This window comes from Azospirillum sp. NS33 (assembly GCF_059703765.1).
Genome location: NZ_BAAKJB010000036.1, coordinates 1 through 14,586, shown reverse-complemented (window position 1 = coordinate 14,586; position 14,586 = coordinate 1). Strand labels below are relative to the sequence as shown.

15 protein-coding genes and 1 tRNA gene are annotated in these 14,586 nt (G+C 73.2%); 6 read left to right on the top strand and 10 right to left on the bottom strand.

Annotated elements, in window-relative coordinates:
• Positions 1-2 precede the first annotated feature (2 nt).
• From AC6H2I_RS24715 to AC6H2I_RS24705, 3 genes are all read right to left on the bottom strand, one after another.
• The gene (locus AC6H2I_RS24715) at positions 3-521 is read right to left on the bottom strand and encodes an MAPEG family protein (RefSeq protein ID WP_497503422.1); all 519 of its coding nucleotides are present in this window, start codon (positions 519-521) and stop codon (positions 3-5) included.
• Between the two features lie 4 nt (positions 522-525).
• Entirely contained in the window at positions 526-1,482 is a 957-nt protein-coding gene (locus tag AC6H2I_RS24710) for an acetyl-CoA carboxylase carboxyltransferase subunit alpha (protein ID WP_497503421.1), read from the bottom strand.
• Between the two features lie 158 nt (positions 1,483-1,640).
• Positions 1,641-2,027, bottom strand: a complete 387-nt coding sequence (locus tag AC6H2I_RS24705; RefSeq protein WP_497503420.1) for a globin family protein — start codon at positions 2,025-2,027, stop codon at positions 1,641-1,643.
• A 266-nt stretch (positions 2,028-2,293) separates the two neighbouring features.
• Here AC6H2I_RS24705 and AC6H2I_RS24700 point away from each other — a divergent pair, with 266 nt between their 5' ends.
• Together AC6H2I_RS24700 and AC6H2I_RS24695 are read left to right on the top strand one after the other, a co-directional pair.
• A complete protein-coding gene (locus AC6H2I_RS24700) occupies positions 2,294-3,961 on the top strand; it encodes an ABC transporter permease (RefSeq protein ID WP_497503471.1) in 1,668 nt (555 codons plus the stop codon).
• A gap of 103 nt (positions 3,962-4,064) precedes the next feature.
• A complete protein-coding gene (locus AC6H2I_RS24695) occupies positions 4,065-4,910 on the top strand; it encodes a pirin family protein (protein ID WP_497503419.1) in 846 nt (281 codons plus the stop codon).
• Between the two features lie 22 nt (positions 4,911-4,932).
• Here AC6H2I_RS24695 and AC6H2I_RS24690 read toward each other — a convergent pair whose 3' ends face one another.
• From AC6H2I_RS24690 to AC6H2I_RS24675, 4 genes are all read right to left on the bottom strand, one after another.
• On the bottom strand, positions 4,933-6,633 hold the full coding sequence (locus AC6H2I_RS24690; RefSeq protein ID WP_497503418.1) for a sensor histidine kinase: 1,701 nt from the start codon (positions 6,631-6,633) through the stop codon (positions 4,933-4,935).
• A 129-nt stretch (positions 6,634-6,762) separates the two neighbouring features.
• Positions 6,763-8,850, bottom strand: a complete 2,088-nt coding sequence (gene glyS, locus AC6H2I_RS24685; protein WP_497503417.1) for a glycine--tRNA ligase subunit beta — start codon at positions 8,848-8,850, stop codon at positions 6,763-6,765.
• A 1-nt stretch (position 8,851) separates the two neighbouring features.
• On the bottom strand, positions 8,852-9,730 hold the full coding sequence (locus tag AC6H2I_RS24680; RefSeq protein WP_497503416.1) for a glycine--tRNA ligase subunit alpha: 879 nt from the start codon (positions 9,728-9,730) through the stop codon (positions 8,852-8,854).
• Between the two features lie 107 nt (positions 9,731-9,837).
• Positions 9,838-10,125 (bottom strand): hypothetical protein, encoded by a 288-nt coding sequence (locus AC6H2I_RS24675; RefSeq protein WP_497503415.1) that lies wholly within the window; start codon positions 10,123-10,125, stop codon positions 9,838-9,840.
• An 89-nt stretch (positions 10,126-10,214) separates the two neighbouring features.
• Here AC6H2I_RS24675 and AC6H2I_RS24670 point away from each other — a divergent pair, with 89 nt between their 5' ends.
• Both AC6H2I_RS24670 and AC6H2I_RS24665 read left to right on the top strand, forming a co-directional pair.
• Positions 10,215-10,472 (top strand): type II toxin-antitoxin system HicB family antitoxin, encoded by a 258-nt coding sequence (locus AC6H2I_RS24670; RefSeq protein ID WP_497503414.1) that lies wholly within the window; start codon positions 10,215-10,217, stop codon positions 10,470-10,472.
• Between the two features lie 82 nt (positions 10,473-10,554).
• Positions 10,555-11,043 carry a tellurite resistance TerB family protein gene (locus AC6H2I_RS24665; RefSeq protein ID WP_497503413.1) on the top strand — a complete coding sequence of 163 codons (489 nt, stop codon included), beginning with the start codon at positions 10,555-10,557 and terminating at the stop codon, positions 11,041-11,043.
• A gap of 9 nt (positions 11,044-11,052) precedes the next feature.
• Here AC6H2I_RS24665 and AC6H2I_RS24660 read toward each other — a convergent pair whose 3' ends face one another.
• From AC6H2I_RS24660 to AC6H2I_RS24650, 3 genes are all read right to left on the bottom strand, one after another.
• Complete coding sequence (locus AC6H2I_RS24660) at positions 11,053-11,937, bottom strand: S49 family peptidase (RefSeq protein WP_497503411.1); 885 nt, start codon at positions 11,935-11,937, stop codon at positions 11,053-11,055.
• Positions 11,938-12,003: 66 nt separating this feature from the next.
• A complete protein-coding gene (locus tag AC6H2I_RS24655; protein WP_497503410.1) occupies positions 12,004-12,756 on the bottom strand; it encodes a tRNA1(Val) (adenine(37)-N6)-methyltransferase in 753 nt (250 codons plus the stop codon).
• On the bottom strand, positions 12,753-13,001 hold the full coding sequence (locus AC6H2I_RS24650; RefSeq protein WP_497503409.1) for a putative signal transducing protein: 249 nt from the start codon (positions 12,999-13,001) through the stop codon (positions 12,753-12,755). The genes AC6H2I_RS24655 and AC6H2I_RS24650 overlap by 4 nt, the downstream gene beginning before the upstream one ends.
• A 130-nt stretch (positions 13,002-13,131) precedes the next feature.
• On the opposite strand from AC6H2I_RS24650, the gene AC6H2I_RS24645 reads away from it, so the two are divergent.
• Both AC6H2I_RS24645 and AC6H2I_RS24640 read left to right on the top strand, forming a co-directional pair.
• Positions 13,132-14,166, top strand: a complete 1,035-nt coding sequence (locus AC6H2I_RS24645; RefSeq protein ID WP_497503408.1) for a polyprenyl synthetase family protein — start codon at positions 13,132-13,134, stop codon at positions 14,164-14,166.
• A 96-nt stretch (positions 14,167-14,262) separates the two neighbouring features.
• Positions 14,263-14,339: transfer RNA gene (locus AC6H2I_RS24640), tRNA-Pro, on the top strand.
• Positions 14,340-14,586: the final 247 nt, after the last annotated feature.

Below are 14,586 nucleotides of genomic sequence, written 5' to 3'. Positions count from 1 at the left end.
CGTCAGCCGGCGCCGAGCGCCAGCAGGCCGGCCCACCCCAGCGTCGCCGTGGTGACGGCGAACGTCATCGCCATGCCCGGCGCGCGCACATAGGGGTGGATGTGGTAGCCGGCCCAGAACAGCAGCCGGCCGGCGACGAACAGCGCGACGAACAGGACGGGCACGCCGCGATGGGCCGCCGGCAGCAGCACGGTCAGGCCCCACAGCGCCGGCAGGAAGATGACGGTCTGCTCGACCGTGTTGGTCAGCGCCCGCTGCGCGATCCGGTAGGCCCGGCTCTCCGCGTCGTCGATGGGGTTGAGGGCGAGGTGGCGCCCGCGCACCACCATGACGCCGGCCACCATCGCCAACAGCACCAGGGCCGGCGCCAGCGACAGGCGCGCCGCCAGCGCCACCGCGTCGCCCGCACCGGCCGGCGGCGGGACCACCGGCGCCAGCGCCGCCATCAGGGCCACGGTGACGGCGACGGACCCGAGGTTGACGGCCGCCGCCACGGGAAGAAGCCGGCGGGCGGCGGTCATGGCCTCAGCCCAGCCCCTTCTGGCCCATCTCCAGGAACTTCTCGCGCCGGGCGGCGCGCAGGGCCGCGCCATCCAGACCGTCGAGCTCGCGCAGCGATTCCTCGATGGCATCGCCCAGCGCCCGGAACGTCTCCGGCGGGGCGCGGTGGGCGCCACCGATCGGCTCCGTCACCACCCGGTCGATCACGCCCAGCTCCTTCAGGTCCTGGCTGGTCAGGCGCAGCGCGATGGCCGCCTCGCCCGCCATGTCGGAGCTGCGCCAGAGGATCGACGCGCAGCCCTCCGGCGAGATCACGGAATAGATGGCGTGCTCCAGCATCAGCACGCGGTCCGCCGCGGCGATGGCGATGGCGCCGCCCGAGCCGCCCTCGCCGATCACCGTGGCGACCATCGGCACCGCCAGGCGCAGGCAGGCTTCGATGCTCTTGGCGATCGCCTCGGCCTGGCCACGCTCCTCGGCGCCGACCCCGGGATAGGCCCCGGCGGTGTCGACCAGGGTCACCACCGGCAGGCCGAAGCGGTCGGCCAGGGCCATCAGGCGCTGCGCCTTGCGGTAGCCTTCGGGCTTGGCCATGCCGAAATTGTGACGCACGCGGGTTTCGGTGTCGCTGCCCTTCTCCTGGCCGATCACCACCACCGAGCGGCCGCGGAAGCGGCCGAGGCCGCCGACCACCGCCTGGTCCTCGGCGAAGTGGCGATCGCCGGCGAGCGGCGTGAAATCGTCGATCAGCGCGCGCACGTACTCCAGGCAGTGCGGGCGGTTGGGGTGGCGGGCCACCTGCACCTTCTGCGCCGGGGTCAGCTTCGCGTAGGTCTGCCGCAGCAGCTTGTCGACCTTCGCCTCGAGCTTGCTGACCTCGTCGGCGATGTTGATGTCGCCGGCGTCGGTGAGATGACGCAGTTCCTCGATCTTGCCTTCCAACTCGGCAATCGGCTTTTCGAATTCCAGAAAGGTCTGCATGGCCTAGGAAACAGGAACGGATGGGGACGGGCTTCGGCGGGGACCGGGCTTGGTAGCACGCCCCATTCGGCAGCGCCATAGGGAAGGACGCCGAAAAACGCGGCATTCCGCCGAATGGAAGGGCACAACCCGTGCCGGCGCGGGCGCGGCGGAACGGATCAGTTCCGGTGTCCCGGCGCCGCCACCAGATCGCACAGCGCCAGCCAGGCGGCGCGCACCTCCGGCGTGAACTCGGGACCGAGGCTGGATTTCAGGGTCCACACCATCGCCTGGGCGACCGACCCGGCGTGGCCGGCCAGCACCGCCGGCGCCGCGTCGGGGCGCAGGGCGGCGGCGGCGGTCGCGGGGTCGGAGAGATGGCGCACCGCGGCGGCCAGGCTGCGCATCAGCCGCCGCCCCTGCTCGCCGGGGTCGCCGCCGAAGCGGCACCGCAGCTCCGGGTCGATGGCGTAGAGGTGCTCGCAGAACTGCACGCCCGCCCGGCTGTTGAACGCGGTGACCTTGTCGAAGCTGCGGCGGATCGCGTCCATCTGCTGTGGCGTCATGGCCACCCCCTCCCCGGTTTGCCCGTAACCCGTCCCGTAGCCTGCGGGATCTTGATCGGCGAGCCATGCCAGGACAATCGGCGGGAGGCAAGGGGTCTTCTGGATGAGGCGGACCCGGGGATCGGCCGGGTCGCCCCTGGCGGGCCGCCGCGGCGCCGGGCCGGCTTGTCGTTGCGGCCGTTTCGCCGGGTGTGCGAGTATGCCCGTCCGCCGAAGGGCCATTCACCGGGAATGCCGCGTTGACCACCCAAGCCGTCCACACCGTCATGCCCGCCGACACGCCGGCGCGGCGGTCGCGGTTGCCCAGCCCCTGGACCGCGGTGACCCTGGTGATCGCCGTGCTCGTGTCGCTGCCGGTGCTGGTGGTCGCCAGCCGGGTGTTCGTGCCGAGCGACGGCGTCTGGCAGCATCTCGCGGACACCGTCCTGTGGGACTACATCGCCAACACCGTGCGCCTGGTGGTCGGGGTCGGACTCGGCACCCTGGTGATCGGCGTCGGCACGGCCTGGCTGGTCACCATGTGCCGCTTCCCGGGCAGCCGGACCCTGGAATGGGCGCTGCTGCTGCCGCTGGCGGTGCCGGCCTACGTCATGGCCTACACCTACACCGACCTGCTGCAGTACGTCGGCCCGGTGCAGACGGCGCTGCGCGAGGCGTTCGGCTGGACCCGGCGCGACTACTGGTTTCCCGACGTGCGCACGGTGGAGGGGGCGGCGGCGATGATGACGCTGGTCCTGTACCCGTACGTGTACCTGCTGTCGCGCGCCGCCTTCCTGGAGCAGTCGGTGTGCGTGCTGGAGGTCAGCCGGACGCTGGGCCGCGGCCCGTGGCGCAGCTTCTTCTCCGTCGCCCTGCCGCTGGCGCGGCCCGCCATCGTCGCCGGTCTGGCGCTGGTGCTGATGGAGGTGCTGGCCGATTTCGGCACAGTGCAGTACTTCGCCGTCAACACCTTCACCACCGGCATCTACCGCACCTGGTTCGCCATGGGCAACCCGGTGGCGGCGGCCCAGCTCGCGGCGACGCTGATGCTGTTCGTGCTGGCGCTGATCGTGATGGAGCGCTGGTCGCGCCGCCAGGCCCGCTATCATCACACCACCACCCGCTACCGCAGCCTGCCGAGCCGCCGCCTCACCGGCTGGCGGGCCGGGCTGGCGCTCGGCTGCTGCGCGCTGCCGCTGCTGCTGGGATTCGTCGTGCCGGCGGCGGTGCTGGGCAACATGGCGGTCACCGTGGGCGACGACCGGCTGCGCCGCACCTTCCTGGAACTGGCGGTGAACAGCTTCACCCTGGCCGCCGTGGCCGCGGTCCTGGCGGTGACGCTGGCCCTGGTGCTGGCCTATGGCCAGCGCCTGCGCCCGACGCCGGTGCTGAAGGGCGCGGTGCGGGTGGCCGCCATGGGGTACGCCATTCCCGGTTCGGTGATCGCGGTGGGGGTGCTGATCCCCTTCGCCCGCTTCGACAACGCCCTCGACGCGGTGATGCGCGAGACCTTCGGCGTGTCCACCGGGCTGCTGCTCAGCGGCACCATCGCCGCCGTGCTGTTCGCCTACCTCGTGCGCTTCCTGGCGGTGTCCCTCAACACCGTGGAGGCCAGCCTGGGCAAGATCCGCCCCACCATGGACCACGCGTCGCGCGTGCTCGGCCGGACCGCCGGGCAGACGCTGGTGCGGGTGCACGCACCGATCATGACCGGCAGCCTGCTGACGGCCGGGCTGCTGGTGTTCGTCGACGTGATGAAGGAGCTGCCGGCGACCATGATCGTGCGCCCCTTCAACTTCGACACCCTGGCGGTGCGCGCCTACACGCTGGCCTCGGACGAGCGCCTGACCGAGGCGGCGATGCCGGCGCTGGCCATCGTCGCCGTGGGCATCGTGCCGGTGATCCTGCTCAGCCGGTCGATCCGCCGCACCCGGCCGGGCCAGGCCGACGGCTGATTGTTGCGCCGCCTGGAACGGTGTGGCCCAGGTCCGACGGCTGGCGGCGCCCCGTTCCGGCGCCTACCTGTCGGGTATCCGCCACCCCGCGTGGGAGTTCCCCATGACCACCGCGACCGCCCGCCCCGTTCTCGCCACCGTGCCCGGCATGGAAACCTCCGACGGCGCCGGGGTCACGCTGACCCGGCTGATCGGTACGCCGCGGCTGCGCATGCTCGACCCGTTCCTGATGCTGGACTTCTTCGGGTCCGACGATCCCGGCGCCTACATCGCCGGCTTCCCCGAGCATCCCCACCGCGGCTTCGAGACGGTGACCTACATGCTGGCGGGACGGATGCGCCACGCCGACAACCGCGGCCATGCCGGGGTCATCGAGACCGGCGGCGTGCAGTGGATGACCGCCGGCCGCGGCATCCTGCATTCCGAGATGCCGGAGCAGACCGAGGGCGAGATGCGGGGCTTCCAGCTCTGGATCAACCTGCCGGCGCGGCTGAAGATGTGCGAGCCCGGGTATCAGGAGTACGCCGCCCCCCTGATCCCCGAGGAGACCCGCGACGGCGGCGTCCGCGTCAAGGCGATCGCCGGCGCCACCAGCCGCGGCACCGCCGGACCGGTCCACGCCGCGGCCACCGACGCCCGCTATTTCGACGTGGTGCTGCCGCCGGGCGCCCGCTTCGACGAGCCGGTGCCGGAGGGGCACACCGCCGCCGTGGTGGTGTACGAGGGGTCGGCCGAGGTCGCCGGCACCGCCGTGGCGGCGCTGGGCGCCGCGGTGCTGGGCGGGGCGGGCGACCACGCGTCGGTGGTGGCCGGCCCCCAGGGCGCGCGGGCGCTGCTGCTGGCCGGCCGCCCGCTGGGCGAGCCGGTGGCCTGGGGCGGGCCGGTCGTCATGAACACCCGGGAGGAGGTCCTGCAGGCCTACCGCGACTTCGACGAAGGGCGGTTCTGAGGCCGCCGCCGGCGTCCGGCCGTCAGGCGCCCGAAGGGGCGGTGGCGTCGCCCAGCCGGTCGGCGGGCAGCACCAGGCGCACGGTGGTGCCGCCGGCGCCGCTGTCCACGCCGTGGCGACCGCCGGCCTGCTGGACCAGGCGACGCAGCAGGGAGCGGCCGATGCCGGCCCGGGTCCCCGCCGCGGCGGGGGCCACCACGGTCCCGGCCGCCAGGCCCACCCCGTCGTCCGCCACCTCGACGACGGTTCCGGCGCCGTCGCATCGCACGCGCACGGCGATGGCGCCGCGCCTGGCGTCGGGAAAGGCGTGCTTGATGGCGTTGGTGATCGCCTCGTTGACGGCCAGGCCGGTGGGCACGGCACGGTCCAGCGGCATGGTGCAGGCCTGCGCGTCCAGGGTCAGGGCGATCCCCCGCTCGTCGAGCGCGAACACGTCGGCGAGCTGCTCGCACAGCTCCTCCAGATAGGCGTCGAAGGCGACCCGGTCGGCCTGGTCTGTGCGGTACAGCACGCGGTGCAGCAGCGCCATCGCGGCGACGCGGTTCAGCACGGATTCGAAGGCGCCGCGGGCGGACGCGTCGGGCGTCCGGTCGGCCTGCAGGCGCAGCATCGCCGTCACCACCTGCAGGTTGTTGGTGACGCGGTGGTGGACCTCGCGGAACAGCACCTGCTTCTCGGCCAGCGCCGCCTCCAGGCTGCGGTTGCTGCCGTCCAGCGCGGCGTTGGCGGTCTCCAGCGCGGCGCGCACCCCGACCTCGCGGTCCAGGCCGCGCAGCATCAGCACGAACAGCCCCGCCGCCGCGACCAGGCCCGCCACCGTCACCGCCGCCACCCACCCCATGCGGGAGGTCCAGCGCACGAACACGTCGTCCAGGGACAGCGATGCGAACGCCACCAGGGGCAGCCGCTCGGACGCCCGATAGGCCATCACGCGCTCGACGCCGTCCACCACCGAGACGCCGCGGTACACCCCGACCGGGCTCTGGGCGAGGTAGCTGCGGAACAGCGGCGACTCCGCCAGCGAGCGTTCCCCGACCAGCGCCGGCATGGGCTGGCGGGCGATCAGCGTGCCGTCGCGGCGCCCGATGGCGAGCACCGCGGTCGGCCCGAGTCCGGTCTTCTCGTAGACCTCGGCGAAGTAGTTGGCGTCCAGGGTGACCGCGACCAGCCCGGCGAAGCCGCCCGCGGGCGTCTCCAGGGGGCGCGACACCGTGAAGACGGCACGGCGCGAGTTGCGGCCGACGATGGTGGCGCCGATGTACGCCTCGGCCTCGCCGCCCGCCGCCTTGCCGCCGGCGTGCGCCTTGAAGTAGTCGCGGTCGCTGACGTCGACCGCGGGCGCCTGGAAGGTCGTGGTGGTGAAGCGGGCGACGCCGGCGGCGTCCACCAGCACGATCGAGGACACGTACGGCAGCGTGTCCGCCATCGCCCGCAATTCCGACCAATCGCCGCGGTCGTGGCTCACCGCCTCCAGGGGCCGGGCACCGACATAGGCGACCGCCCGCAGCGCCATCTGGTCGGCCGACAGCAGCACCCCGGTGGCGTGCTCCTCCACCAGGGCCGCCGCGGAACGGAGCTGCTGCTCGGCGTAGCGCTCGGTCTGGGCACGGTCACGCCACGCCGCCAGCACCGCCAGGGCCAGCCCGAGCAGGGCGACCGCGGCGAACAACCCGACGAGAAGGCCCCGCACCCCGGCGGGCTTGCGCGTAACGACCGACGCCATGCGACGTGCACTCCGGACCCGGCCATCACACACCTGCGGCCATCGCAGCGCACGCCGGCGGCCGCATCGTACGCCCCCGGGCGATTCCCGCAAAGCGCCGAAGCCGCGCCGGGCCCGGACGCCCCTGCCCTACCCTTCGATACGCGAGAAGTCGGCGACGGCGTTCAGCGTGGCGCGGATCTGGCTGAGCAGGCGCAGGCGGTTGGCCCGCAGGGCCGCCTCGTCGGCGTTCACCGTGACCTTGTCGAAGAAGGCATCGACCGGGCCGCGCAGCCGGGCCAGGACGGCCATGGTGGCGGCGAAGTCCTCGGCCTCCAGCAGCGGCCGGGCGGTCGCCGCGGCGTCACCCAGCGCCCCGTGCAGGTCCTTCTCCTCGGCCACCTGCAGCAGGGCGGGGTCGACCGCCTGGTCGTGGGCGGCGCCGTCCTTCTTCTCCTCGATGCGGACGATGTTGGAGGCCCGCTTGTACGCGGTCAGCAGGTTGGCGCCGTCCTCGGAGCCGACGAAGGCCTGCAGCGCCTCCACCCGCGCCAGCAGGCGCACCAGATCGTCCTCGCCGCCCAACGCCAGCACCGCGTCGATCAGGTCGTGGCGCACCCCGCGGTCGCGCAGCACCACCTTCAGCCGGTCGGCGAAGAAGGCCAGAACCTCGTCGGCCACCGTGTCGGCAGCGGCCAGGCCGTCGACGGCGAACAGCCGGTGGGCGGCGCCGAAGACCGGCCGCAGGGCCAGCCGCTGGCCGTTCTCCAGGATCAGCCGGATGATGCCCAGCGCCGCACGGCGCAGCGCGTAGGGGTCCTTGGAGCCGGTGGGCTTCTCGTCGATGGCGAAGAAGCCGACCAGCGTGTCGATCTTGTCGGCCAGGGCCAGCGCCACCGACACCGGCTGCGACGGGCAGCTGTCGCCGGGACCCAGCGGCTTGTAGTGATCGGCGATGGCGGCCGCGACGGCCTCGCTCTCGCCCTCGCCCAGCGCGTAGTAGCGGCCCATGATTCCCTGGACCTCGGGGAACTCGCCGACCACCCCGGACACCAGGTCGGCCTTGGCCAGCAGCGCGGCGCGGCTGGCGGCCTCGACGTCGGCGCCGATGGCCCGGGCCAGCTCGCCGGCCAGCGTCTGCACACGGGTGACCTTGGCGGCCAGCGTGCCGAGTCGGGCGTGGAAGGTGATCTCGGCCAGCGCCGGCACCCGCTCCTCCAGGGTCGTCCGGCGGTCCTGGTCCCAGAAGAACTTGGCGTCGGACAGCCGGGCGCGCAGCACCCGCTCGTTGCCGGCCACCACCGCCGTGCCGCCGTCCCCGGTGGCCGTGTTGGCGACGACGACGAAGCGCGGCGCCATGCGGCCCGCGGCGTCGAGCAGCGCGAAGTATTTCTGGTGCGTGCGCATGGAGGTGATCAGCACCTCCTGGGGCACGTCCATGAAGGCCTCGTCGATGCGGCCCATCAGCACCACCGGCCATTCCACCAGACCGGCGACCTCGTCCAGCAGCCCCTCGTCGGGCTTCAGCACCAGCCCCTCGGCGGCGGCCAGCGCCTCGGCGTCGGCCTTGATCTTGGCCTTGCGCTCGGCACGGTCCAGCACCACGTGGGCGGCGCGCAGCTTGGCCGCGTAGTCGGCGAAGGACGCCACCGCGAACGGCTCGGGCGACAGGAAGCGGTGGCCGCGGGTGGTGTCGGTGAAGGCCAGGGTGCCCTGGCGGGCGCCCAGGGCGATGGCGCCGTCCAGGACGCGGCCGCCGAACAGCGCCAGCACGGCGTGCAGCGGGCGCACCCAGCGCGTGTCGGTCTGCGACCAGCGCATGGACTTGGGCCAGGGGAACTCGGCCATCACCGCCGGGATCGCCTCCGCCAGAACGGCGGCGGTGTCGCGGCCCGGCCGTTCGATCACGGCGAAGTGGAACACGCCCTTGCCGGTGTCGCGCGGCTCGCACTGGTCCAGCGAGGTGAGGCCGGCGGACTTCAGGAAGCCCTGCACCGCCTGGTCGGGCGCGCCCAGGCGCGGTCCCTTCTTCTCCTCGCGCACGTCGGCGGTGCGCTCGGGCAGGTCCTCGACCACCAGCGCCAGGCGGCGCGGCGTGGCATGGGCCTCGGCGCGGCCGAAGCTCAGGCCGGCGGCGGCGAGCCGGTCGGTGACCAGGCGCTTGAGGTCGTCCGCGGCGCGCGCCTGCATGCGCGCCGGAATCTCCTCGGAAAAGAACTCGATCAGAAGCTCGGGCATGTTACCTCGCCCCTCCGGCGATCCACGCCTCGCAGCAGGCCTTCGCCAGCGCGCGGACGCGACCGATGTAGGACGCGCGCTCGACCACGCTGATGACACCGCGCGCGTCGAGCAGGTTGAAGAGGTGGGACGCCTTGATGCACTGGTCGTAGGCCGGCAGGGCGACGCCGCGGCCGACCAGGGCCTGGCACTCCGCCTCCGCGTCCCGGAAATGCTGGAGCAGCGCGTCGGTGTTGGCGTGTTCGAAGTTGTAGGCGGAGTACTCGACCTCGGCCCGCTTGAAGACGTCGCCATACGTCACGCCCTGGCCGTTGAAGTCCAGGTCGTAGACGTTCTCGACGCCCTGCACGTACATGGCGAGGCGCTCCAGCCCGTAGGTCAGCTCGACCGCCACGGGGTCGCACTCGATGCCGCCGACCTGCTGGAAATAGGTGAACTGCGTCACCTCCATGCCGTCGCACCAGACCTCCCAGCCCAGGCCCCAGGCGCCCAGGGTCGGGCTCTCCCAGTCGTCCTCGACGAAGCGGATGTCGTGCAGGCGGGGGTCGATGCCCAGCACCTCCAGGCTCTTCAGGTACAGCTCCTGGGCGTCGGCCGGCGACGGCTTCAGGATCACCTGGTACTGGTAGTAGTGCTGGAGGCGGTTCGGGTTCTCGCCATAGCGGCCGTCCTTGGGGCGGCGCGAGGGCTGGACATACGCCGCCTTCCACGGGTCGGGACCGAGCGCCCGCAAGGTGGTCGCGGGATGGAAGGTGCCCGCCCCCACTTCCATGTCGTAGGGCTGCAGGATGACGCAGCCCTGTTCGGACCAGAACTGGTGGAGCTTCAGGATCAGGGCCTGGAAGGACAGGCCGGAGGGAGTCGCGCTGTTCGGCGCCATGGGCGGCCACGTCGCAGTCTTGTTGAGGCGCGGCGCACCATACGCGGCGCCTCCCGGTGAATCAAGCGCCCCCGCCCGCTGGTCCGGAGAGCCCCGCGGCCCGGCTCTCAGCGGCCGTAGGGGCAGCCCGGGCGGCCGCACCCGGTGGCCGAGCGCGGCGCCACATAGGCCCCGCATTCCGGGCACTTCTCCATGTCCTCGGCGCCGTGTGCCGCGCCCTTGGCCGCGCCGGCCGCGCCGGAGCGGCCGGGGGCCGGGCGGCGCGGCGCCGGCCGCTCGCCACGCTCGCGCAGCCGGTCGCGGCCCACCGCCTCCACCCGCTTCAGCCAGCGCCAGCCGAAGACGACGAGGACAACGACGACGACGAGCAGGAGAATCTTGGACAAGGACAGCATGGGGGGCAGGATTAGGGGGCGCGGCGGCGGCGGTCAAGGACGCAGGCGCGGCCCCGGCTGGACACGGCGGGCCGGCCACCCCAGGTTCGGTGTCCCACCCCCGCACCCTGGACGCCGCCATGGACACCCACGCCTACCCGGTGATCGTCCGACCCGTGCCGCCCGGCGACGGCGTCGGCTACACCGCCGAAATTCCCGACCTGCCGGGCTGTACCGCCGGCGGGGCGACGCCGGTGGAGGCGGAAGCCAACGCCCGCGCCGCCATCGCCGCCTGGATCGCCGAGGCCGCCGCGGCCGGGCGGCCCGTGCCGCCGCCCTCGGAACGCCTCGGCGCGGTGGGGCAATAGCGCCCGGCCGGCGGACCCCGACGCGCCCCCCGGCCGTTGACTCCCCCACCGCGACCGTTCCCGATGACGAGAGAGAGACACCATGCTGAACCGCATCCGCGCCCTGTTCGACGATTGGGACGGCACCCCCGAGGCGGAGCGCCCGCCCGGCCATGGCCAGAACGACCTGCAGCTCGCCGCGGTGGCGCTGCTGGTCGAGACGGCGCGCACCGACGACCGCATCGGCCCGGAGGAACGGACGCGCATCATCGAGGTGGTGCGCCGCCGCTTCGACCTCGACGCGGCCGAGGCGGGCGAGCTGCTGCGCGCCGCCGAGGCGGAGACCGAGGGCGCCGCCCATCACTACAACTACGTCCGCCCCATCATCGATCACTGCCCGCCCGGCGAACGGCTGTGGATCGTCGAGATGCTGTGGGAGGTGGCCTACGCCGACGGCACCCTGAACGACCTGGAGTCCAACATGATGCGCCGGCTGGCCGGCATGCTGGCCCTGCCCGACCGCGAGGTCGGCGCGGCCCGTCTGCGGGTCGTCAAGCGCCTCGGCCTCGACCGCGACGAAGGGCTGCTGTAAGGGGCCGGCCTACAGGCCGAAGCGCCCCCACAGCGCCCGCTCCTCGGCGGCCGACAGAGCCGCGTCCACCAGCCCGGCGGCCCAGCCGGGCACGGCGGCGGCGTCGCCCGGGGCGGCGGCGGCGTTGAGGCGCAGGCGGCGCAGCAGGCCCTTGTCGGCCTGGACCACCCGCAGCCGGACCTTCGCGCCGAAGCGGGCGCGCAGGGTGCCGCGCAGGTCGCCGAGGCCGTCGACCAGCCCCAGCGCGTGGGCCTGCCGGCCGGCCCAGAAGGCGCCGGAGAACAGCTCCTCCTCGGGGCCGCCGAGTCGGCCGGCGCGCCGCTCTCGGACCATCGCCTTGAACGAGTCGTGGATGTCCGCCTGGATCGCCTTGAGGTGGGCGATGGCGTCCTCCCGCTCGGGCTGGAAGGGGTCGAGCAGCACCTTCTTGTCGCCGGCGGTGTGGACGCGCCGCTCCACCCCGTGGCGGGCCAGCAGGTCGTGCAGGCCGAACCCCGCATAGACCACGCCGATCGAGCCGACGATGGAGCTCTCGTCGGCGAAGATCTCGTCGGCCGCGCAGGCCAGCCAATAGCCGCCCGAGGCGGCGACGTCCTCGCAGAAGGCGATCACCGGGACCTTCTTCTCGGTGGCCAGGTCGCGGATGCGCTTGGCGATCAGCGACGACTGCACCGGCGAGCCGCCCGGGGAGTTGACGACCAGCGCCACCGCGGCCTGGCGCTTGGGCGCGAAGGCGCGCTCCAGCAGCGGTGCCACCTGGGCCAGGGTCAGGCCGCGGCGCAGCGGCCCGACGTCGCCGATCACGCCGTTCAGGCGCACCACCGAGACCAGGGGGCCGCGGTCGCGCCAGGGGCCGAAGGGGAGTCGCGCGAGGAGGGAGGGCTGTTCGCTCATGACCGTCACATGTTGGGCCAACCGAACATGGGGACGGCCGTGCTGAAGGTCAAAGGCGGGGTGCCGCTAACCGGCGAGCGGCGCGGCGTCGCGCAGCACCGCCTCGGCCGCCGCGGTGAAGGCGCCGTCGGCGCCGTGCAGCACCAGCCCGGGGGCGAGGCGCGCCGGGCCGCGCCCGCCACGCTGGGCGGCGACCAGCACGCGCTTGGCGTCCTCGCCGGCGCGCGGCCACAGGGGGACCAGGACGACCCCGCCGAAGCGGCCGTGGAGCAGGGACAGGATCTCGTCGATCCGGTCGGCACGGTGCACCAGGGTGAGCCAGCCGCGGGCCCGCAGCATGGCGGCGGCGAAGCCGACCCAGTCGGCCAGCCGGGCGTCGCCCTCGACGTGGGCGGCGGCCTTCCAGGCGCCCGGCGGCGGGGTGGCCGCGTCGGCGCGCAGATAGGGCGGATTCATCATCGCCCGGTCGAACGACCCGGGCGCCAGGATGGGCGGCGGCTGCAGCAGATCCCCGGCGTAGACCATCACGTATCCCTGGGCGCCGTTCAGCGCGACGTTGTGCCGCGCCAGCTCGGCGATCTCCGGATCCTTCTCCAGCGCCATGACGCGCACCCCCGGCACCCGCGCCGCCAGGCACAGGGCGGCCGCGCCGGTGCCGGTGCCGATGTCCAGCACCCGCTCGCCGGCCTGCGCCGCGGTGGCCGCCGCCAGCAGCACGGGGTCGATGGCGGCGCGGTAGCCGTGGCGGGGCTGCAGCAGCCGCACCCGGCCGCCCAGCAGCAGGTCCTCCTCGTGGGTGTGGGCGGAGTCGTCGCTCACCGCCCCGCCCCCCCGCCGGAGGGTCCCGGGGCGTCGCCGGTCTCCTCCCCGGCCTCGGCGAGCACCCGGCGCGCCAGGGCCTCGTCGCCGGGGGCCACCACCAGGCGGCGCGGAATGGCGCCGATGGAGCCCTCAAGGACGCTGGTGTGGGTGTCGAGAATGACCGCCTCGATCCCGGCGTCGGCGAGCAGCGCGGTCAGCCAGGACAGCCGCACGGCATCGGTCGTTCGCACAATCTCCCTCATGCCGTGCCGTTCCCCCTGGGTCCGTTCGCCGGCCTCCGCCGGCACCGCGACGCAGCGGACTTGACCGACAAGGCGTCGCCAGTATGCTCGCTGCCGGGTACTGCCACGTCAATCATCATTGGAGCCGGCCTTGGCGGTCGTCACGAATCTCGATCCGCAGCGGCGCAAGTCCTCGACCACGCCGCTGGACGATCTCACGGCGCTGGTCAGCGATGACCTGGCCGCGGTGAACGACACCATCGTCGCCCGCATGCAGTCCCCGGTTGCGCTGATCCCGCAGCTTGCCGGCTACATCGTGGCGGCCGGCGGCAAGAGGCTGCGCCCGGTGCTCACTCTGGCGTCGGCCCGGCTGTGCGGCTACGGGGGCGAGCACCACCAGTTGCTGGCCGCGGTGGTGGAGTTCATCCACACCGCCACCCTGCTGCACGACGACGTGGTCGACGAGAGCGACCTGCGCCGCGGCCTCGCCTCGGCCAACGCGGTGTTCGGCAACAAGGCCAGCGTGCTGGTCGGCGACTTCCTGTTCTCGCGCGCCTTCCAGATGATGGTGGAGGTGGGGTCGCTGGACGTGCTGCGCATCCTGTCCAACGCCTCGGCGGTGATCGCCGAGGGCGAGGTGCTGCAGCTCCAGACCACCAACGACACCGAGACCAGCGAGCAGGCCTACCTGGAGGTCATCAAGGGCAAGACGGCCGAGCTGTTCGCCGCCGCCTGCCGGGTCGGCGCCGTCGTCGCCGAGCGCCCCGCCGCCGAGGAGGCGGCGCTCAACGACTACGGCATGAACCTGGGGATCGCCTTCCAGCTGGTCGACGACGTGCTGGACTACTCGGCCAAGCAGGCGAAGCTGGGCAAGACGGTGGGCGACGACTTCCGCGAGGGCAAGATCACCCTGCCGGTGGTGCTGGCCTTCCGCCGCGGCAACGACGAGGAGCGCGCCTTCTGGCGCCGCACCATGGAGGAACTCGACCAGGCGGACGGCGACCTGGAGCACGCCCAGGCGCTGATGGAGCGCCACAGCGCGCTCAAGGACACGGTGGAGCGGGCCCGCCACTACGGCGCCATCGCCCGCGATTCCCTGGGCCTGTTCGCCGATGGCGGGGCCGCGGCGCCGGTCAAGCGGGCGATGCTGGACGTCATCGATTTCGTCATCGACCGGGAATTCTGAGGCCCGCGATTTTGGGCTTGCGCGCCCGAAACCCAGCCGCTATATACGCGGCCTCACCGGGACGGACGCCCACGGGCGGCCCCGACCGGAACGGACCGGAGAGTAGCTCAGCCTGGTAGAGCACTGCTTTCGGGAGGCAGGGGCCGGAGGTTCGAATCCTCTCTCTCCGACCATCAGCACAGCGGGCTTCCCGCTCGACACGGAACACGCCCGGCGGTTCACACACCGCCGGGCGTTTTCTTGTTGTGGGATGCCCCGGCGACCGGCCGGGATGGCATCCCCTCCGTCGGGGCCCGCGCCCGGCGGGCGCCGGTCACGTCCCAGGGCGTGGTGTAGCAGCGTGTTCGCCGGGGCAGGCCCGTAGGTCGGCGTAGCCGGCCGGAGGGCCTGCCCCGGCGGGCGGTCATCGTGGTTCTTCGG